Raw genomic sequence first — 19745 nt, 5'->3', positions numbered from 1 at the left:
TCAGCCGAAAGGCTGAGCCTGCCCTGCGCTATTCGGCCTGCGGGCGGCTGCGCCGCGTGGAAGGATCGGCGACGCCGACCCGAGCAGCCCGAGGAGCCCCGCCATGGTCCGCCGCCCCCTGATCGCCGCAGCCGTCGCTCTGGTCCTGGCGGGGTGCGGCAACGACGAACCCGCAGCGCCCGAGCCCGCCCCGCAGCCCCCGGCGACCACCACCACGACGACCGGCGACGCGGTCGCATGGGCCGAGCGGGTCTGCTCGTCGGTCGCGCCCGAGGTGAAGAAGCTCAGCGCCGGGCCGGACATCGACCCGAACGACCCGAAGGCGGCCAAGACCAACCTCGTCGCCTACCTCGACACGCTGGTCGCCGCGCTCGATCGGATGACAGCGGCCATCCGCGACGCCGGCGCGCCGCCGGTGCCCGACGGCGAGGTCGCCGCCGACCGGGCCATGCAGACCCTGCAGGAGGCCAAGACGCAGGTCGAGCAGTCGCGCACCGAGCTCGCCGCGGCCGACGTCAGCAACCAGGCGGCGTTCCAGAAAGCGTTCACCAACGTCGGCGAGGACCTGCAGCGGCTCTCCGAGCTGGAGAACCCGATGGCGGGGCTGCGCGGCAACGAGGAGCTCGACGCCGCGTTCGAGAAGGCCCCGTCCTGCCGCACGCTCGCGGGCTCCGACCCGTCCGGCTCGACGACGCCGAGCGTGACCGGGTCGCCGACGCCCTCGGCGCCGCCGACCCCGACCACGACCTCGTGACGTTCGCCACGTGACGAGGCGACCGCGCTCCGTGGTCGCCGACGCTTCCGCTGGTCGAACTTCTGTTCTAACCTGGCCGCCGTGGAGCAGCTGTCCTTCTACTCCGCCGAGGCGTCGACCCCTGCCATGGCCGACCTGGCGGGGCTGCTCTGCGGGCCGGGCCGGATCCGCCTCTTCGCCAGGGGCACCGCCCGGCTGACCGTCCCGGTCGCCGGTCAGGCGCGGGCGAAAGCGCTGGTCAGCGCCCTGGGCTTGCGCGGGGTCGCGGTCAGCAGGCACATCTGCGAGTACACCGGCGAGCTTGAGCTGCGCACCGCGTTCCGCGCCGACCTGGCGCCGCTCGCGCTGGAGTGGGGTCAGCGCAAGCGCGTCCCGGACGACTTCACCCCCGACGGCAACACCCTGCGGCTGTGGACGCTGGCGGCAGGCCGCTGGACGGACGGGGGGTACCTGCTCGGCACCGACGGGCTCGCGCCGCATACTCGGGACGCTCTGGTGGCCGCCCTCGGCCGGTGCGGCCTGCCCGCGTCGGCGTATTCCGGCGGCCTGCGCATCCGGGGACGGCGTAGGCTCGCCCGGCTTGGGGAACTCGTGGGTCGCTCTCCGGGACTAGGGTGCGACGCACAGTGGCCCACCGGCACGGAGATGCGTGTGGTGTCATGAACGTGTATTGGTGGCCGATGGCAGGGTGGTAGGGACTCAGGCTGTCGAGCGGTAACAGAGAGAGCGGGATCCGTGGCCGGAACGAAGACCAACAGCAGCGCCGGGGGTGGACGGCGGCGGCTCGTGATCGTCGAGTCCCCGGCCAAGGCCAAGAAGATCGCCTCCTATCTGGGGCGCGACTTCGTGGTGGAGTCCTCCCGCGGCCACATCCGCGACCTGCCCCGCAAGGCGGCCGAGGTGCCGGAGAAGTTCAAGGGCAAGGCCTGGTCCAACCTCGGCGTCAACGTCGACAACGGCTTCGAGCCCATCTACATCGTCACCCCGGACAAGAAGTCCACGGTCACCGAGCTCAAGGGCCTGCTGAAGGACGTCGACGAGCTCTACCTGGCCACAGACGGCGACCGCGAGGGCGAGGCCATCGCCTGGCACCTGCTGGAGGCGCTCAAGCCGAAGGTGCCGGTCCGCAGGATGGTGTTCCACGAGATCACCGAGTCGGCCATCCGCGCCGCGGCGGAGAGCACCCGCGAGCTCGACCGCGACCTGGTCGACGCCCAGGAGACCCGCCGCATCCTCGACCGCCTCTACGGCTACGAGGTCAGCCCCGTGCTGTGGAAGAAGGTCATGCCGCGGCTGTCGGCTGGCCGCGTGCAGTCGGTGGCGACCCGCATCGTCGTGCAGCGCGAGCGCGAGCGCATGGCGTTCGTGTCCGCCTCGTACTGGGACATCTCCGCGACCCTGGACGCGGGCGCCGACGCCGAGCCGCGCCCGTTCGGCTCCCGGCTGCTGTCGGTCGACGGCACCCGCCTGGCCACCGGCCGGGACTTCGGTCCGGACGGGCGGCTGAAGGGCGGTAGCCCCAGGGGAGACGGCGCAGTCCTGCTGCTGGAGGAGGCCGAGGCCCGCCGCCTCGCCGAGGGCCTGCGCGGCGCGGCGCTGACGGTCACCAGCGTCGAGGAGAAGCCCTACACGCGGAAGCCATACGCGCCGTTCATGACCTCCACGCTGCAGCAGGAGGCGGGCCGCAAGCTGCGCTTCTCGTCCGACCGCACGATGCGCGCGGCGCAGCGGCTGTACGAGAACGGCTACATCACCTATATGCGTACCGACTCCACGACACTGTCGGAGACGGCGATCCAGGCCGCGCGCGCCCAGGCCACCCAGCTCTACGGCGGCGAGTTCGTCTCGCCGCAGCCGCGCCAGTACACGCGCAAGGTGAAGAACGCCCAGGAGGCGCACGAGGCCATCCGCCCGGCAGGCGAGGTGTTCCGCACCCCGGGCGAGGTCGCGCGCGAGCTGGAGGCCGACGAGTTCCGCATCTACGAGCTGATCTGGCAGCGCACCATCGCCTCCCAGATGGCCGACGTGCGCGGCACCACGATGACCGTGCGCATCACCGGCAACGCCGCCTCCGGCGAGGAGTGCGTCTTCTCCTCCAGCGGCCGCACGATCACCTTCGCGGGCTTCCTGCGCGCCTACGTCGAGTCGGTCGACACCGAGACCGGCGGCGAGGCCGACGACGCCGAGCGCAGGCTGCCCCGGCTGGCCAAGGGCCACCCGGTGACCGCGGCCGAGCTCGCCGCGGACGGGCACGCCACCAGCCCGCCGCCGCGCTACTCCGAGCCGAGCCTGATCAAGCAGCTGGAAGACCTCGGCATCGGCCGCCCGTCGACCTACACCTCGATCATCAAGACGATCCAGGACCGCGGCTACGTGTGGAAGAAGGGCTCGGCGCTGGTCCCGTCGTGGATCGCGTTCTCCGTGGTCGGGCTGCTGGAACAGCACTTCGAGCGGCTGGTCGACTACGACTTCACCGCCGCGATGGAGGACGAGCTCGACCGCATCGCCGTGGGCGACCAGGAGCGCACGACCTGGCTGTCCGGCTTCTACTTCGGCGGCCCGGTCGGCCCGGAGGGCTCGGTCGGGCGCTCCGGCGGGCTCAAGAAGCTGGTCGGCTCGGGCGTGGAGGAGATCGACCCCAAGGAGGTCAACTCCATCCCGGTGTTCACCGACACCGAGGGCCGCCCGGTCGTGGTCCGGGTCGGCCGGTACGGGCCGTACCTGGAGCGCGAGGTCGACGGCGAGGCGCAGCGGGCCAACCTGCCCGAGGACCTGCCGCCGGACGAGCTGACCCCCGATGTGGCCGAGCAGCTGTTCTCGGTGCCGATGGAGGGCCGCTCCCTGGGCACCGACCCGGTGACCGGGCACGAGATCGTGGCCAAGGACGGCCGCTTCGGCCCGTACGTCACCGAGGTGCTGCCGGAGGAGGAGCCCGAGCCGGGCAAGAAGAAGGCCAAGGCGAAGGCCAAGCCGCGCACCGGCTCGCTGTTCCAGTCCATGTCGCTGGACACGGTGACGCTGGAGGACGCGCTCAGGCTGATGTCGCTGCCGCGCGTGGTGGGCACCGACCCGGCCAGCGGCGAGGAGATCACCGCCCAGAACGGCCGCTACGGGCCGTACCTGAAGAAGGGGACCGACTCGCGCTCGCTGACCAGCGAGGAGCAGATCTTCGAGATCACCCTGGACGAGGCGCTGAAGATCTACGCCGAGCCCAAGCAGCGCGGCAGGCGCGCCGCCGCCGCCCAGCCGCCGCTGCGCGAGCTGGGCCCCGACCCGGTCTCGGGCAAGCCGATGGTGATCAAGGACGGTCGGTTCGGCCCGTACGTGACCGACGGCGAGCACAACGCCTCGCTGCGCAAGTCCGACAGCGTCGAGACGATCTCGGTGGACCGCGCCTCGGAGCTGCTGGCCGAGAAGCGGGCCAAGGGACCGGCCCCGAAGCGGACCCCGACCCGGCGGACCCCGGCCAAGACGGCGGCGAAGTCGACGGCCAAGACCGGCGCGAAGACCGCGGCGAAGTCGACGGCGAAGAAGTCCACGGCGAAGTCGAAGGCCTGATTCGCCCGGTGCGCCGGGCGCCGGTCCAGGACAATCCCAGTCAGGCGCCCGGGCGACGGGTTTTACCGAAAGTCACCCCCGACCTGCGGCCGGGTGGCTAACCTGGACAAACCACGCCAGCGTCACCTGAACGGCGCAGGCCAGGTGGTTACGCTGGGACGCCGTCGGTGTGGATTGGGGTGGAGGGCGATCAGCGCAGGCTTGAACGGGCAGGTGGTGGGCCACGCCGACGCCGAGGCGTCGATGGCCCACCGCGTGCGCAGCGTGCTGTCCATCCGGCCTTTCCGCAGGCTGTGGGGCGTCACCTACCTGTGCAGCACGGGTGACTGGCTCTCGCTGCTCGCGCTGACCGGACTCGTCACGACGTTCCTCGACGACTACCGCGCGCAGAGCTTCGCCTTCGCGGGCGTCGTGCTGACGCAGCTGCTGCCGGGTCTGCTGTTCGCGCCGCTGGGCGGGCTGTTCGCCGACCGGTTCGACCGGCGCAAGGTGATGGCGCTGGCCGACGTCGCCCGCTGCGGGCTGTTCGTCTCGATCGCGGTGGTCGGCTCGCCGCTGTGGCTGTTCATCGGCAACTTCCTCATCGGCTGCTGCGCGCTGCTGTGGATCCCGTCGAAGGACGCCGCGGTGCCCAACCTGCTGCGCCGCCCCGACCAGGTGGAGACGGCCAACCAGCTGGGCATGGTGATGACCTACGGCATCGCGGTCATCAGCGGCGCCGGGCTCTACGCGCTGATCACCGGGACCAGTTCGGCGTTCCACCTCGACCCGTCCGGGTTCGGCATCGCCAAGATCATCCTGCTGCTCAACGGCGCGCTGTACCTGACCAGCGCGATCATCATCGCGACGCGGATCCCCGAGCTGTCGCGGCGGGCGGACGACACGGTCCGGGCCGAGACCGAGGCCAAGCCGGGCTTCCGCGCGATGATCGGCGACGCCGCCCACTTCGTGCGCACCACGCCGCTGGTGCGCGGCCTGCTCATCGGCATGATCGGCGCGTTCGCCGCCGCGGGCGCCCTCATCGGCTCGGCCAAGCTCTACGCCGACAGCCTCGGCGGCGGCGAGTCGGCGTTCGGCTGGCTGTTCGTGGCGCTGTTCATCGGCCTGGCCACCGGCATGGGCGGCGCGCCGAAACTGGCCCGCACCCTGCCGCACAACCGGCTCTTCGGCGTGGCGATCGTGATCGCGGGCATCGTGCTGTCGGTCATCGCGCTGTCGCCGCACCTGATCGTGTCCCTGATCGCGGTGTCGGTCCTCGGCGCAGGCGCGGGCGCGGCGTTCCTGACCGGCGTGACCATCATCGGCACGCAGGTCGAGGACGCCATCCGCGGCCGGATCAACGCCGTGTACCAGTCCCTGATGAAGATCATCCTGGCTGGCGCGATGGCCGCGACGCCGGTGCTGGTCGGCCTGGTCAGCCCCCGGCAGGTGAGCCTGTTCGGGCGCGACATGCTCATCGACGGCACGCGTCCGGTGCTGCTGGGCGCGGGCGTGATCGCCACGCTGGTGGGCGTGGTGGCGTACCGGCAGATGGACGACCGCCGCTCGGAGAAGATCCTCACCGACCTGCTCGCGACGCTGCGCCGGTCGCCGCGGCGCACGACCGGGCTGCTCATCGCCGTCGAGGGCGCCGCCGGACTGGACACCAGCACCCAGGCCCAGCTGCTGGTCGACTGGCTGCGCAAGCCCGGCCGCAAGGAGATCCTGCTCGCCGAGGACCCCGCGCTGGACGACGGCAGGCTGCGGGCCGTGCTGACGGGCGCGCAGCTCTCCAGCGCCCGCGCCCAGGCCCTTGTCGCCGCCGCCGTGCGCGCCGACCTGGTGGAACGCGAGATCCGGCCCGCGCTGGAGCGGGGCGCGCTGGTCGTGCTGGAGCGGTTCGTGGACAGCCCGCTGGCCTACCTGTCGGCCAAGGCGGGCCTGGACACCGCAGAGCTGGAGGGGCTGGCCGACTGGGCCACCTCGCGACTGCGCCCCGACCTGACGGTGCTGCTGGACCGCGAGCCGGGCACCCTGCCGCCGCGCTCGCCCGCGACCGAGCATCATTGGCACGTGCAGAAGCTGCTGACCGACATGGCCGCTGCCGACCCCGACCACTACATCGTCGTCGACGGCGACGGCCCGGAGGACGCGGTCGCCGAGCGCGTGCGGGTCGCCGTGCGGTCCGCGCTGGCCGACCGCAAGCTGGGCGACCTGCTCCCCGTCCCGACGGACGCGGCATGACGGTCTGGTCGGAGCTCGTGGGCCAGCCGGAGGCCGTGGCCACGCTGAGCACCGCGGCCCGGGCGGCCGCCGCGCTCGTCGACGGCACCGGCGACGCTGCCGGGATGACGCACGCCTGGTTGTTCACCGGCCCGCCCGGCTCGGGGCGCTCGGTGGCGGCGCGCGCGTTCGCCGCTGGCCTGCAGTGCACGACCGGCCAGGCGGGCTGCGGCGAGTGCTCCGGCTGCCGGACGAGCATGGCGGGCACCCACGCCGACGTGCGGGTGGTGGAGCCGGAGGGCCTGTCGATCTCGGTGAGCGAGATGCGCGCGCTCGTGCAGACCGCGGCGCGCCGCCCGACCGGCGGCCGCTGGCAGGTCGTGATCATCACCGACGCCGACCGGCTGACGGAGGGCGCGGCGAACGCCCTGCTCAAGGCCGTCGAGGAGCCGCCAGCCCGCACGGTGTTCCTGCTGTGCGCGCCGTCGGACCACCCCGACGACGTGTCGGTCACCATCCGGTCCCGCTGCCGCGCTGTCCCGCTGCGCACCCCGGCCGCGGACGCGATCGCCGAGGTGCTGCACCGCAGGGACGGCGTCGACCAGGAGACGGCCCGGTGGGCGGCGTCGGTCTGCGGCGGGCACGTCGGGCGGGCGCGCAGGCTCGCGACGGACCCGGCGGCCCGGGAGCGCCGGGAGCGGGTGCTGCGCATCCCCCTGCACCTGCCGACGCTGACGCACGTCTTCGACAGCGCCGACGACCTGGTGAAGGCCGCGGAGGCCGACGCGGCGGAGGTCTCGGCCAGCCGCGACGAGGTCGAACGCGACGCCCTGCGGACCGCGATGGGCCACGGCGGCACCGGCAAGGGCGCGGCGGCGGCGACTCGGGGCAGCGCGGGGGCGTTGAAGGACCTGGAGAGGCGGCAGCGGTCCCGCGCCACTCGTACGCAGCGCGACTCGCTGGACCTGGCGCTGGTGGACCTGGCGGGTTTCTACCGGGACGCGCTGGTCGTCGGGGCGCGGTCGGAGGCGACGCTGAACCACCCCGACCACGCGGAGGCGGCGGCCCAGGCGGCCAACTCCTGGCCCCCGGAGTCCATCCTGCGGCGGCTGGAGGCCGTGCTGGCCTGCCGGGACGCGTTGGAGCAGAACGTCAAGCCGCGCATCGCGGTGGAGGCGATGGTCTCGGCCCTCTACCGCGGCTGAGTTCAGATGATCTGATCATATGATCGCATCATCCAGATGGTGCGATCATATGATGCCGTCATCTGAAAATGGGCGGCTCCGGCGCAGGGCGAGCCACCGGGGGCGGCCTCAGCACGAGGTGCGAGGTCGGAGCCGCGGGCCTGAGCGCGAGGTCTCAGCCCGCGGTCTCAGCGCGCGGTCTCAGTGCGAGGCCGGAACCCGAGGGCCTAGCGCGTCAGCGGGTGCGCCTGCGGGCGGGCAGTGCGGCCACCATGATCACGCCGAGCAGGAGCAGGGCGGTGCCGGTCCAGAAGATCGGGACCGAGTGGTAGGCGGCGTTGGTGTAGGCCAGCTGCGGCGGGGCCTTGCCCTGTGGGGCGGGCGCGGGCGGCTCCTGCGGCTGCTGGGTCGCCGTCCCGCAGACCACGCCGCCGGTCGGGGCGTAGGCGCGGGCGACCTGCTCGCCGAGGGAGATCTGGGCCAGCGCGGAGGGCAGGTTCGGCAGGCCGAGCGCGTCGGTCGGCAGGACCTGCAGGTCGAGCATGCGGGCCGACGCGCCGAGCTGGTAGCCCTTGAACGGCGTCGTGGCCTGCTCGCCCTTCTGGGTCAGCCCGGCCACCGACAGGCGCAGGACGCCGAGGTCGAGCTTCTTGAGGCCGTCGGACACCGCGTCGGCCAGCGGGCTGCCGTCGCCGAGGACGCCGCCGATGATCGGCAGGTCCTTGAGGCCGGGCAGCGCGTCCGCGCCGGGCAGCGGGATGCCGACCGGGATGTCCAGCTTCGGGTTGGCCGCGTCCAGCCTGCCGAGGCTCTTGCCGCCTTGCGTGACCTCCAGCACCGGCGCGGTGTAGGCGACGGTGGAGGTCGCCTTGTCACCGGTCGACGTGACCTGCAGCGTCGGCTGGCTGACCACCTTGACGGTGATCTCGAACGGCGTGCCCGCCAGCAGCTTCACCGCCGCCACCTGCAGCGTCGAGGTCGACTGCACGGCCTTGTTCTTCGAGCCGGGGATGTCGACGAGCTTGACGACCGACCGCGCGGAGAGCGTGTTCGGCAGGCTCAGCAGCGACCCGGACCCGGTGGACCCCGGCCCACCCAGCACGCCGCCGAGGGTGCTCAGCGGTCCCCCGAGTTCCTTGAGCCCCTCGATGAGCGCCTTGTCGCCCGCGGCGTCGAGGTTGGGCGCGTCGAACACGCCGGAGAGGTCCTGGGCGCTGGGCAGCGTCGGGATGGCGTTGAGCGCGGACAGGCTCGCCAGCTCGGTGGAGGCGTCGGCGATGGTGTCCACGCAGGGGCCGAGCGTGTCGCTCCACTGGGCGTGCACCCTGCCGTTGAGCACACCGACCTTGAGAAGCGTGTCCAGCGGCGTCGACGGCGGGTTGATGCCCCCGCCGCGCGGCTCGGTGTTGTTCGGCGGCGCGGTCTGCGCCAGCGACCCGGGCGCCTGCGGGCTGCTGCCCTGCACGGCGATGCCCCCGGGCGCCGCCTGCGCGACCGCCTTCTCGTAGGACAGGTACGCCTCGGAGTTGGCCTGCGCGCTGGCCAGCCCGAACCCGAGCTCCACGGCGGCCTGCTTCGGCAGCTTGTCCTCGGCCCCCGGAATGATCGACTCGGTGGGCTGGGAGTTCGGCGCGATCCGGATCACCGCGAGCCCGGTCCCGGCGTCGCCCACCGCGTGCCCCAACGGCTGCGGCCCGATCGGCGCACTCGGCGGCGGCGCGCTCGGGTTGGCGGGCGAGGGCACCGGCGTGGTCGGCTGCGCGCCCACCGGCCCGGCGCACAGCACCAGCAGCGCGACCGACATCGGCACCGCCAGGAGACGACGATCCATCTTCGGGCCCCTCCCTCACCACGTGCGCGGCGTTCAGACGCACGCAAGAAGTAAACGACGCTACCCCGCCGGAGTGACGCACCCCCCACCCCCGACCCCACCCCCACCCCCGATGGAGTGAGCCCGCTACACTTGGCCCCACCTGCCGCCTTAGCTCAGTCGGCCAGAGCGGCTCACTCGTAATGAGCAGGTCAAGGGTTCGATTCCCTTAGGCGGCTCGCAGGTCGAAGGCCCGTTCCCCGTGGGGACGGGCCTTCTGCGTCGCAGGGGGATTCACCGCTCGCAGGCGAGGCCGTTGTGGTCGCGGTCGAGGGCCGGGCGGTAGCCGGGGGCGTCGTGGGGGATGGGGGCGTTGCCGGAGGCTCGGGCGGCGGCGCAGTTGCGGTAGTAGTTCTTGGGGTCGCCCTTGGGGGCTGGGGGCGTCCGGTTGGCGGTGGTCGGGTTCGGCGCGGGTGGGGGGACTTGGACGTGGAGGATGTCGTCGCCTAGGCAGGGTTGGCCCCAGAGGCCCTGGAGGGCGGCGCCCGCGGCGGTGGCGGCGGCGTGGTGGGTGGTGGCGGCGTCCGGGGTCGGTTTGGCGTGGCCCAGGTGCAGGGCGGTGGCGGCGTAGTCGCTGCCGTCGGGGAGGGTCAGGGCCGCGGTGACGGCGCTGACTTCGTCGTCGGCGGACAGTGCGGTGGCGCGGCTGGCGTTGTCGGCCGACGAGGTGGCGGCGCGGCCGGCGTTGTCGGCGGACGGAGTGGCAGAGCGGCCAGCGTTGCCAGCGGACGGGGTGGCGGAGTGGGCGGTGTCGGCGGACAGGGTGGCGGAGCGCGCGGTGTCGTCGGCGGACGGGGTGGCGGAGCGGCCGGGGTCGTCGGCGGACAGGGTGCTGGAGCGGCCAGTGTCGGTGGGGGGTTCGGCAGGTAGGTGGGCGGCGAGGATCGGGGTCGGGTCGACGATCGTGACCTCCGTGCCCAGCAGGGTGACGGTGGCGAAGTCGGTGGCGGCGGCCGCCCAGCACGGGCCGGGTGGGGCGAGGCCCGCCACCACGATCCGGTCGCCCGCCGAGGTCAGGACGGTTCGGGCGTCGACCACCCGGGACACCGTGGCTTTCGCCGGCGCGGACGGTGCGGTGGGGGTCGGGGACGTGATCGTGGTGGCGGGCCTCGCCGGGGTGAGCTGTGCGGAGGTGGGCCGTGTCCGGCTCAGGTCGCTGCCCAGCCAGACCACGGCGCACGCGCCGACGACGGCCGTCGCGGTGGTCAGTCGCGAACGGGTCGGGCGCGCTCTCGTCATGTGGTCCCCTCGCGCACGGGTGCACTCGTGGGGGAGGTCGACAGGTCGACGACCCACCGTTACTTGAACCGTCAAGTATCACTCTAATGGAGCAGTGCCCCGGCGGGCGGTCCTCGCAGGATAGACCTGCTCCGCGGACTGTCCTACCAGGCGGTGACGAGGGATGCGACGGCGAGCGCGAGGAACGCCGACGGGAACACCAGGTGCGAGTACCAGCGCGCCCTGACGACGGTGATGACGGCCCCGGCGAAGTAGAGCGTCAGGCAGGCCGCCGCCGCGATGCCCAGCGCCGGAACGACCAGACCCGCCACCAACCCGAGCGCTCCCGCGGCCTTGGCGATCCCGAGTGGACCGAGCCACGACTCCGGCAGCCCGTACTTCGCCAGGTTCCCGACGATCCACTCGGCACGGAGGAAGTCGGCGACGGCGGCGGCGATGTTGGCCGCGGCGGTCACGATCGCCACGACGACGTATGCGGTGGACACGCTGTCGACTCTGCTCCAGGGGCGGTGATGACGTCCAATACCTGCGGCTATAACCTGCCGGAATGGACACGCGGCTGCTGCGCTGCTTCCTGGCCGTCGCCGAGGAGGGCAGCCTCACCCGCGCCGCCCGGCGCCTGTTCGTGTCCCAGCCCGCGCTGACCAAACAGGTCAGACGCCTGGAGGACGAGCTCGGCGTCGGCCTATTCCACCGGACCCGCACCGGCATGACCCTCACCGACGCCGGGCGCGCGCTCGCCGACCGCGCGCCAACGGTGCTGGCCGCATGGGACGACGCGGTGCGGGAGACCAAGAGCGCGGCGCGCGTGCTGCGGGTCGGGTTCCTCGCCAGCGCGGCGAACGAGGCCACGCCGCTGATCATCGAGCGCTTCGGCCAGGCGCGGCCGGGCTGGCGGGTGGACATGCGGCAGGCCGCCTGGTCGGACCCGACGGCGGGGCTGGCGGGCGGCGACGTCGACGCCGCCCTGGTGCGCCTGCCGTTCCCCGGCATGGACGGCTTCCGCGTCGAGGTCCTGCTCACCGAGCCGCGCTGGGTCGTGCTGCCCGCCGCACACCCGCTCGCCGACCGCGCCGAGATCGCCTTCCGCGACCTGTGGGACGAGCCGTTCGTCGCCGCCCCCGCCGAGACGGGCCCCTGGCGCGACTACTGGCTCGCCACCGACGAACGCGACCGGCCGCCCCGCGTCGGAGCGGTCACCGACCAGCCCGACGATTGGCTGCAGGCCGTCGCCAACGGCTACGGCGTCGCGCTCGCCCCGGCGTCGGCGGCGCGGTTCTACGCGCGCCCGGGCGTGGTCTACCGGCCGGTCGTCGGCGTGAGCCCCAGTCAGGTCGCCGTCGCGTGGCCCGTCGACGCGGACCCGGTCGTCGTCGACTTCGTCCGCGCGGCGGTCAGCGCCTGCGCGCCGCCCACGCCGTAGCCAGCACCAGCGCCGCCGCCGCCACCGCGCCCGCCGCCGCCGCCCCGATCCCGTACGCCGCGACGGGCTCCCGGACGGTCAGCGCGGACACCAGCATCCACACCGACGCCCCGAGCAGCGCCCCCAGCGGGACCGCGGCGACCGGCGCGGCGGGCCTGCGGTGACCGCGACGCAGCGCGCGGGCCAGGGACTCGATGTACGCCAACGCGAACAGCGCCAGCAACAGGCTCCCCGCGCCCATCGCGCTCGCCATCGGGTGCTGACGGGTCAGCACGGTGAACGCTTGGACGCGCCCGTCCTCGGTGATCTCGCCGGTGACCGCGCCGCCGACCAGCCAGCGCAGCAGCGGCCCCGGCTCGCCCGCCTCGACCGACCCGAGCGGGATGCCCGCGGCGTTCAGCGTGAACGACGGCGGCGCCCCGGTGATCGCCACCGGCTCGCTGAGGTCCACGGTGACGGGACCGCTGACGTCCTGGCCGTTCACGGTCACATCGCGGAGGGTCGTGGGATGGTCGACGGTCGGGGCCGCCAGGAACGGCAGGACGGCCATGACGACCAGCGCCAACGCGGCGACCAGCCCCGGCCACAGCGGCGACGGCGCGGTGCGCAGCAGGTCACGCGCGGGCCGCATGCCCTTGAGCGCGTGCGGGTCGAAGGTGCGGGTCGGCTCCGGCGCCGCGCCGCGGATCGGCGGTGTCGCCACCGTCGGCGCGTCGGGCCGGGACTGCCGGGTGATGGCCGTCAGCACGCGCGGCGCCAGGTGCACCGGCACGCCCGCGCGGTCCAGCCAGCCGGGGCCGAACACCGCCGTGGCCGCCCCGGCGACGTCCACCGCGAACGCCTCGGCGTCGCGGTAGCGCTCGGCGGGGTCGCGGGCGAGGCTGCGCATGACCACAGTGGACAGCGGTGCGGGAATGCCCGACAGCGGGCGGGGATCGGTGAAGACGCGCTGGCGCATCATGCTGACCGCGCCCCGGGTCCGGTCGAACGGGAGATCGCCCGACAGCAGTTCATAGAGGACGGTGCCCGCCGCGTAGATGTCGGCGGCGGGGGTGAGCGGGTTGCCCATCGCCTGCTCCGGCGCGATGTAGGCGGGGGTGCCCAGCACCTCGCCGCCGTGCGTCACCAGCGTCGCGCCCTCGCTGACCACCTGCGCGATGCCGAAGTCGGCCACCTTCATCACCCCGGCCGAGGTGAACAGCAGGTTCTTCGGCTTGACGTCCAGATGCAGCACACCAGCCTGGTGCGCGGCGTGCAGCCCGGCGAGCATCGCCAGCGCGATCGCGCACGACTGCTCGCCGGTCAGCCCCGCGCCGTGGAAGCGGCTGTAGACGGTGCCGCCGTCCAGCTTCTCCATCACCAGCAGGTTGTCCTGCCCGGTCTGCACGTAGTCGTACACCGGCACGATGTGCGGGTGGTCGAGGCTGGCCAGCACCCGCGCCTCCCGGTCGAAGCGGACGTTGACGTCCGGGTCGCCCGCGACCAGCCGTTTGATCGCCACCGCGCGCCCCAGCGAACGGTGCACGCCCTCGAACACCACGCCCATGCCGCCGGAGCCGATCTTGTTCCCGACGGCGTACTGCGGCAGCGCCGCGCCCACGTCCGCGGTCATGCCAGCGGCCTGGTCGTCAGCCCGACGGTGGGCCCGTCGACCGGGTCGGCGGGCGCGGGCGCCGGGTGCGGGGTGAGGAACCCGAGCAGCATCGCGATGACGGCCGCGCCGAGCACGATCGGGATCTCGACGGCCGGTTCCGGCGGGACCAGCCGCAGCACGGACAGCGTGACCACGGCGACGAGGCCGGTGCCGACGCCCGCGGGCAGGAAGCGCAGCGCGCGGCGGAAGCGGTTGGGGGACAGCCGGTGCCTGGCCAGCGCCAGCAGCGCGCTCGCCCAGGTCAGCGCGGTCAGCAGGGCCATGGCGATGCCGAACACGCCGTAGACCGACCACAGCGAGCCGCGCACGTCGGTCACGGTGTCCACGCTCCCGAGCACCGCGCGGTCGTCGTCGAGGAGTTCGACGGAGGCGGGGAGCAGGCCGATGGCCTGGCCGTCGAGGTGGCGCACGTCCAGCGGGAAGGTGCGGGTGGCCTCGCCGCGCGCGGGCACCTCGAACGGGATCGCGGTGTCGTAGGCGAAGAAGGTCAGCGCCAGCGCCACACCGGAGACCCGGATGACGCGCACCTGTCTGGCCTGTCCGGTCGGGTTGACGGCGGTGACGCGCAGCTCGGCAGGGCGGGCCGGGTCGAGGGTGACGGTGCGGCCGGTGACGGTGCCGCCGTCGACGGTGACGATGACCTCCAGCGGCGCGCTCGGCGCCGCCGCCGCGGGGGTTCCCATCAGGGAGATCCCCACAAGCGCAACCGCGACGACGGTGAGACGTCCCATGGGTGACCCCCGGTAGGTACGGGCCCGAACGAGGCGGAATGCTACAGCGGGCCGGGACCCGCCGGGCGTCGCTTTCCGGACAACGGACAAGGGATGTGGACTGTGCGCGCTTTAGGACGCATCGTGGGCATCGCGGTTGCCGCCGCCGTCGTGATGGTGGCGCTGGCGGTTGTGACACCCGCCTCCGCGCAGCAGCAGACGACCCTGTCCGCGCGCGCCGTGCCGTCGTCTGGACCCGCGGGCGGCACGTTCCAGGTCGAGTGGACGATCGCCTATCCGGCCCGGGCGTGCACCACGATGTACCTGTCCTGGGCGTACGGCGAGTACGAGCAGCCGCGCACGGACCTCTCGGGCGCGTTCAGCGTGCCCGTGCCCCGCGAGGCCGAGCAGGGCACGCACCCGATCAGCCTCCATTGCTACAACGCCAAGTCCGGCACCCGGTTCACCGTCCGCGGCGTCATCCCGACGACAACCAACCCACCGGTCACGACCACAACGCGTCCGCCGGTCACCACGACGACCCGCCCGCCCGTCGTGACCCGTCCGCCCGTGACCACCACGACCCCGCCGGTCACGACGACCACCACCACCGCGCCGCCGACGACGACCACCACGCCACCGACCACAACGGACACACCGACCACGACGGCCACCACCGCCGACGAGCCCGACGACGGCGGCCTCACCCTGGACCGCGAGACCATCCAGCCCGGCGACCCGTTGTCCGCCAGCGGGGAGGGCTGCGAGCCCTACGCGACGGTGCGGCTCACGTCCAAGGGCGAGACCGTCGGCGAGACCACCGCCGACGCCGAGGGCGCGTTCACCGCGGCCGTCGAGTTCACCCGGGTCGAGCCCGGCAGGCACATGGTGGTCGCCGAGTGCGGCGTCGTGCTCACCGGCTCGGTCGACCAACTCGTCACCAGCTCGACCGGCGGCGGCTCGACGGCGCTGGTCGTGCTCGTGTTCTTCGTGCTCGCGGGCGCGGCGATGATCCGCTTCGCCTAGCGCAGTGCGGCGAAGACCGGCGCCCAGCGCTGCGGGTCCGGCGGGCCGGACGTCGTGAGCGTCATGCGCTGGACGACGTCGCCGTAGCGGCGGCCGATCTCCGCCGCCGCGGTCGCCGGGTCGCCGACCACCGCGAAGGCGTGCAGGACCTCGTCGGTCACCAGCCCGGGCATCTCGGCCCACCGGCCGCGCTTGGCCAGCGCGTTCAGCTCGTCCTGCAGCCCGCCCCAGCCGTGCAGGTCGAGGACCGGGCGGTAGGACGGGGTGGAGCCGTAGAAGGCGATCTGGCTCTTGGTCTCGGCGATGGCGGCCTCGAGTTCGGCGTCGGTCGAACCCGTGGCCACAAAGGACGGCCCGCTGATCTCGAAACCGTCGAGCGTCTTGCCCGCCTTGGCCCGACCGCGCTCGACCGCGGGCAGGGTGACCTCGCGCAGATACCGCTCGGTGCTGAAGCTGTGGCACAGCAGCCCGTCGGCGACCTCGCCCGCCACCTCGGCCATCAGCGGGCCGACGGCGGCCAGCCAGATCCTGGGGTTGCCGTGCGGGTTCGGGCCCGGGTTGAAGAACGGCGTCATCAGCGTGTGCGTGTAGAACTCGCCGGTGAAGCCGGGCCGCTCGCCGGTCTCGAACGCCGCCCAGATCGCGCGCACGGCCAGCACGAACTCGCGCATCCGCTGCGCTGGCCGCGACCACGGCATGCCGAAGCGCTTGGTGATGTGCGGCTTGACCTGCGAGCCCAGCCCGAGCACGAACCGGCCGCCGGAGTGCAGCTGCAGGTCGTTGGCGGCCACGGCCACCGTCATCGGGTTGCGGGCGAAGGCGACGGCGATGCCGGTGACCAGGTCGATCCGGCTGGTCCGCTCGGCGGCAACGGCCAGCGCCACGAACGGGTCGAGCTTGGTCTCGGCCACCCACGCGCCGTCGTAGCCCGCGGTCTCCGCGGCGGCGACGGCGGCGGCCGCCTCGGACACGGTCTCGGCGTAACCACCGGAGTCCAGCTTCATGCCCGATGACATTACTGTGTGGTAATGCCGTTGTATTCCTTTGAGGGCAAGAAGCCGGTGGTCCACCCGTCCGCGTGGATCGCGCCGACCGCGACGCTGATCGGCGACGTGACGGTCGAGGCGAACGCCTCGGTCTGGTACGGCGTGGTCGTGCGCGCCGACTTCGGCCCGGTGCTCATCCGCGAGGGCGCGAACGTCCAGGACAACACCGTCGTCCACGTCCAGCAGGGTGTGGACATCGGGGAGGGCGCCACGATCGGGCACCTGTGCGTGATCCACGACTGCACGATCGGCGCGGGCGCGCTCATCGGCAACGGCGCCACCGTCCAGGACGGCGCGGTCATCGGCGAGCGCGCGCTGATCGCGGCGGGCGCGATGGTGGGACCGGCGACGATCATCCCGCCGGAGGTCGTGGCGATGGGCGTGCCCGCCAAGCGCCAGGTGCCGCTGGAGGGGACGCCCAAGGTGTGGGTCGACCACAACGCCGCGATCTACCAGGAGCTGGCCCGCAGGCACGCGCGCGGCATCGAGCAGGTGTGAGCCCCCGGCGCGGGGCCGGGGGCTCACGGGTCGATCAGCAGGCGCCCAGGTCGGTCCAGTACGCGTAGGCGCTGTTGCCGGGCTCCCAGGCGCGGACGTACCAGGTGGCCTCCCAGCGGTGCCCGTTGTGGGAAACCTCGTCGCCCGGGCTGTAGAGCGTCTCGGCGTTCCACGCGGGGACGCCATCACACCCCTCCGGCGGGTCCGGCGGGTCGTCCGGCGGGGTCGTGCCGCCGGTGACCGAGTCGATCCAGCTCTTGTAGGCGGGGACGTTCATGTAGATCGCCGGGGCCTGGCCGCAGGTCGGCTGGCCCTGGCCCGCCCGGCTGGTGGCGCCGGTCAGCTCCCAGCGGCCGCCGACGTTGCGCACGGCCGGGCCGCCGGAGTCGCCGTAGCAGGCGCCGGTGCCCTGGCGGTCGCCGAGGCACAGCTCCTTGGCCGGGTCGTAGCCCGCCGTGCAGCCGGAGGCGAGCACCTTGACGTCGATCTCCTGCAGCGTGCTCGGCGGTCCGCCGCAGCCGCGCGTCGGGCAGGTCTGGCCCCACCCGATCAGCCGCGTCACGGTGCCGGTCGGGCCCGCGGACGCCGAGATCGGGATCGGCGCCTGCGTCACCGGCTGGGCCAGCTTGACCAGCGCGATGTCCTTGCCGTCTGAGGGCGTGTGGTGCTGCGAGGCGATCCCGACGAGCGTGCCGCCGGAACTCCACGTCGTGGTGCCGACGCGCGCCCGGACGAGGCTGCCGACGCAGTGGCGGGCGGTGACGACCCACTGGCTGGTGATCAGTGAGCCGCCGCAGGTGTGTCCCCCGCTGGATTGCAGGGAGACCATGAAGGAGTAGACCTGGCTGGCCGGGCGGCCCCCGATGATCATCGGGGCGACGGCGCCGTCATCGGGTGGCGGGGCGGCGGTGGCGGGCGGTCCCAGAACGACGGTCGCCGCGACCGCCAGGCCCAGTGCGATCTTGCCGAATCGCATGGTTGGCGTGTCCTTTCCACCCCCGTGTGCTCCCGTGGGACGCCGGGCGCGGGAGTGAGTGCAGGGTGATGACTATCCGTTATCGGTCGGCTCCGATATCCGCACTATGGCCGCTTGGCATTACCCGCATCACATCCGAGCGGGGTATCAATGGCCCTTATGGCAGAGCTTGAGCTGCGGCATCTCCGGGCGATCTGCGCCATCGCCGAGGAGGGCAGCGTCTCCAAGGCGGCCAGCAGACTGGGCGTCACCCAGCCAGCGCTGACCGCCCAGCTGCGCTCCATCGAGCGCATCCTGGGCGGCGAGCTGTTCCGCCGTTCGCCCAACGGCAGCGAGGCGACCGAACTCGGCCGCAGCGTCGTCCGCTCGGCGAAGGTGGTCCTGCAGGACATGGCCGCCCTGATGGCCTCGGCCCGCACCGACGCGCCCGTGCCGGGGGAGTCGCCGCTGGTCCTGGCGTCGAGCCCCATGCTGTTCACCAGCGCCCTGATCGGCGAACTGCGCGCGTGGTTCCGCTGCTCGGAGCTGCGCACGCAGATCGACAGCTCGGGCCCGGCGCTGCTGGACCTGGTGGTCGCCAAACAAGCCGACCTCGCCGTCTTCGAACGCTTCGAGGGCCTCGAACAACGCTCCCTGCCGGACGTCGAGATCCGCACGATCGTCGAGGAACCCCAATTCGTCGCCCTGGCCGCCGACCACCCCTTGGCGGCGGGTGAACAGGTCGAACTGGCGGATTTGGCGGACATGGACTGGGTGGTCCCCCCTCCCGACCAGGACGCCATGCGCCTGCGCTTTCGAGAGGTCTGCGAATCCGTCGGGTTCACCCCGCGCATCACCCATCACGTCACCGAGGCCAGAACAGCGATGGCCCTCTGCGCGGCTGGGGCGGTATGCCTGGCCCAGCCCGCTTCTTTGGGCGGCCCAGGATTCGTGATCCGCCCCCTACGCGACAGCCCCCTACGCCTACCGGTCGTCCTGGTGACCCGCTCGGATGGGTTGTTGGCGGGCAGGAAACACGAGGTTTTCGCGTGCGTGGCTCACGCTTATAGGTCAATCGTGAACAGAAACCCTCGATACGCCCGCTGGTGGGACGAACACCCGGAATCCCATGCGGACCTGGACGCCGCCCTGGCCCTACCCCGCCCCAGCCGGCCGAAGTAGGGGAGAAGGGGGAAGAGCGAAGGGCCCGAAGGTGAGTGGGCCGGAAGGCGAGAGGCCGGAGAGCGGAAGCCAAAGGTCCGGAGGCAAGAAGGGCCGAGGGGCGAGAGGCCGGAGAGCGGAAGTCAGATGTCCGAAGGCTAGAAGGACCGAGAAACGAAAGGGCGAGAGCCGGAAGTCAGAGGTCCGGAGGGCAAGAAGACCGAGGGCGAGGGGCCGTAGGGCAGGAGGCCAGAGAGCCGGGGAGCCGGCGGGACGGAAGGCGAGAGGGCCTGCGGCCAGCGGAAGCATTGGCAAGAGCAGTCGGGGAAGCAGAGCGACCACCCACTAAACGCAACACGCCTCGACCGACTGTCCGATGGTGTGGACTCGCATTCGTGGGGAGCGAAGCGGTGCTACCCTCGCTCGGGCGTGGACGGCTTCGCCGCTCCGCCCTTTGTTCACGCC

At 72.8% G+C, this 19745-nt stretch carries 16 protein-coding genes and 1 tRNA gene; 10 read left to right on the top strand and 7 right to left on the bottom strand.

Translation table 11 applies throughout. From position 1 onward, the window contains the following. Positions 1 to 103: 103 nt before the first annotated feature. From IEY98_RS03290 to IEY98_RS03270, 5 genes are all read left to right on the top strand, one after another. Entirely contained in the window at positions 104 to 754 is a 651-nt protein-coding gene (locus tag IEY98_RS03290) for a hypothetical protein (protein WP_189208772.1), read from the top strand. Between the two features lie 81 nt (positions 755 to 835). Continuing rightward, positions 836 to 1417, top strand: coding sequence for a hypothetical protein (locus tag IEY98_RS03285; protein ID WP_189208771.1), 582 nt, complete (start codon positions 836 to 838; stop codon positions 1415 to 1417). A gap of 72 nt (positions 1418 to 1489) precedes the next feature. Continuing rightward, positions 1490 to 4312 carry a type I DNA topoisomerase gene (gene topA / locus IEY98_RS03280; protein ID WP_189208770.1) on the top strand — a complete coding sequence of 941 codons (2823 nt, stop codon included), beginning with the start codon at positions 1490 to 1492 and terminating at the stop codon, positions 4310 to 4312. Positions 4313 to 4555: 243 nt separating this feature from the next. Then, on the top strand, positions 4556 to 6535 hold the full coding sequence (locus IEY98_RS03275) for a bifunctional MFS transporter/dTMP kinase (RefSeq protein WP_189210020.1): 1980 nt from the start codon (positions 4556 to 4558) through the stop codon (positions 6533 to 6535). Continuing rightward, positions 6532 to 7719 (top strand): DNA polymerase III subunit delta', encoded by a 1188-nt coding sequence (locus IEY98_RS03270; protein WP_189208769.1) that lies wholly within the window; start codon positions 6532 to 6534, stop codon positions 7717 to 7719. The genes IEY98_RS03275 and IEY98_RS03270 overlap by 4 nt, the downstream gene beginning before the upstream one ends. Before the next feature lie 214 nt (positions 7720 to 7933). Here the strand turns inward: IEY98_RS03270 and IEY98_RS03265 are convergent, their stop codons facing one another. Further along, the gene (locus IEY98_RS03265; protein ID WP_229786529.1) at positions 7934 to 9529 is read right to left on the bottom strand and encodes a hypothetical protein; all 1596 of its coding nucleotides are present in this window, start codon (positions 9527 to 9529) and stop codon (positions 7934 to 7936) included. A gap of 144 nt (positions 9530 to 9673) precedes the next feature. On the opposite strand from IEY98_RS03265, the gene IEY98_RS03260 reads away from it, so the two are divergent. After that, positions 9674 to 9747: transfer RNA gene (locus tag IEY98_RS03260), tRNA-Thr, on the top strand. Positions 9748 to 9802: 55 nt separating this feature from the next. Here IEY98_RS03260 and IEY98_RS03255 read toward each other — a convergent pair. Both IEY98_RS03255 and IEY98_RS03250 read right to left on the bottom strand, forming a co-directional pair. Then, a complete protein-coding gene (locus IEY98_RS03255) occupies positions 9803 to 10807 on the bottom strand; it encodes an excalibur calcium-binding domain-containing protein (protein ID WP_189208768.1) in 1005 nt (334 codons plus the stop codon). A gap of 143 nt (positions 10808 to 10950) precedes the next feature. Further along, on the bottom strand, positions 10951 to 11292 hold the full coding sequence (locus IEY98_RS03250) for a DoxX family protein (RefSeq protein WP_189208767.1): 342 nt from the start codon (positions 11290 to 11292) through the stop codon (positions 10951 to 10953). 62 nt (positions 11293 to 11354) lie between these two features. Here IEY98_RS03250 and IEY98_RS03245 point away from each other — a divergent pair, with 62 nt between their 5' ends. Continuing rightward, positions 11355 to 12230 (top strand): LysR family transcriptional regulator, encoded by an 876-nt coding sequence (locus IEY98_RS03245; protein WP_189208766.1) that lies wholly within the window; start codon positions 11355 to 11357, stop codon positions 12228 to 12230. Here IEY98_RS03245 and IEY98_RS03240 read toward each other — a convergent pair. Beyond that, a complete protein-coding gene (locus IEY98_RS03240; protein WP_189208765.1) occupies positions 12202 to 13842 on the bottom strand; it encodes a serine/threonine-protein kinase in 1641 nt (546 codons plus the stop codon). The two genes, IEY98_RS03245 and IEY98_RS03240, sit on opposite strands and share 29 nt — an antisense overlap. Further along, positions 13839 to 14615 carry a hypothetical protein gene (locus IEY98_RS03235; protein WP_189208764.1) on the bottom strand — a complete coding sequence of 259 codons (777 nt, stop codon included), beginning with the start codon at positions 14613 to 14615 and terminating at the stop codon, positions 13839 to 13841. The genes IEY98_RS03240 and IEY98_RS03235 overlap by 4 nt, the downstream gene beginning before the upstream one ends. Positions 14616 to 14738: 123 nt before the next feature. Between IEY98_RS03235 and IEY98_RS32390 the strand changes: the two genes are divergently transcribed. Further along, the gene (locus IEY98_RS32390) at positions 14739 to 15620 is read left to right on the top strand and encodes a hypothetical protein (protein WP_229786525.1); all 882 of its coding nucleotides are present in this window, start codon (positions 14739 to 14741) and stop codon (positions 15618 to 15620) included. Here the strand turns inward: IEY98_RS32390 and IEY98_RS03225 are convergent. Beyond that, positions 15617 to 16624, bottom strand: coding sequence for an LLM class F420-dependent oxidoreductase (locus IEY98_RS03225; RefSeq protein WP_189208763.1), 1008 nt, complete (start codon positions 16622 to 16624; stop codon positions 15617 to 15619). The genes IEY98_RS32390 and IEY98_RS03225 overlap by 4 nt on opposite strands. Before the next feature lie 24 nt (positions 16625 to 16648). On the opposite strand from IEY98_RS03225, the gene IEY98_RS03220 reads away from it, so the two are divergent. Next, entirely contained in the window at positions 16649 to 17164 is a 516-nt protein-coding gene (locus tag IEY98_RS03220; RefSeq protein ID WP_189208762.1) for a gamma carbonic anhydrase family protein, read from the top strand. Between the two features lie 34 nt (positions 17165 to 17198). On the opposite strand, the gene IEY98_RS03215 is transcribed toward IEY98_RS03220, so the two are convergent. After that, positions 17199 to 18140 (bottom strand): trypsin-like serine protease, encoded by a 942-nt coding sequence (locus IEY98_RS03215; protein WP_189208761.1) that lies wholly within the window; start codon positions 18138 to 18140, stop codon positions 17199 to 17201. 159 nt (positions 18141 to 18299) lie between these two features. On the opposite strand from IEY98_RS03215, the gene IEY98_RS03210 reads away from it, so the two are divergent. Beyond that, a complete protein-coding gene (locus tag IEY98_RS03210) occupies positions 18300 to 19301 on the top strand; it encodes a LysR family transcriptional regulator (RefSeq protein ID WP_189208760.1) in 1002 nt (333 codons plus the stop codon). The last annotated feature ends 444 nt before the right edge of the window (positions 19302 to 19745 follow it).

It is taken from the genome of Actinokineospora fastidiosa, assembly GCF_014648415.1.
GTDB classification, from domain to species: domain Bacteria; phylum Actinomycetota; class Actinomycetes; order Mycobacteriales; family Pseudonocardiaceae; genus Actinokineospora; species Actinokineospora fastidiosa.
Note: the sequence above shows the minus strand (reverse complement) of the source record. Positions and strands in the feature narration are given on the sequence as shown.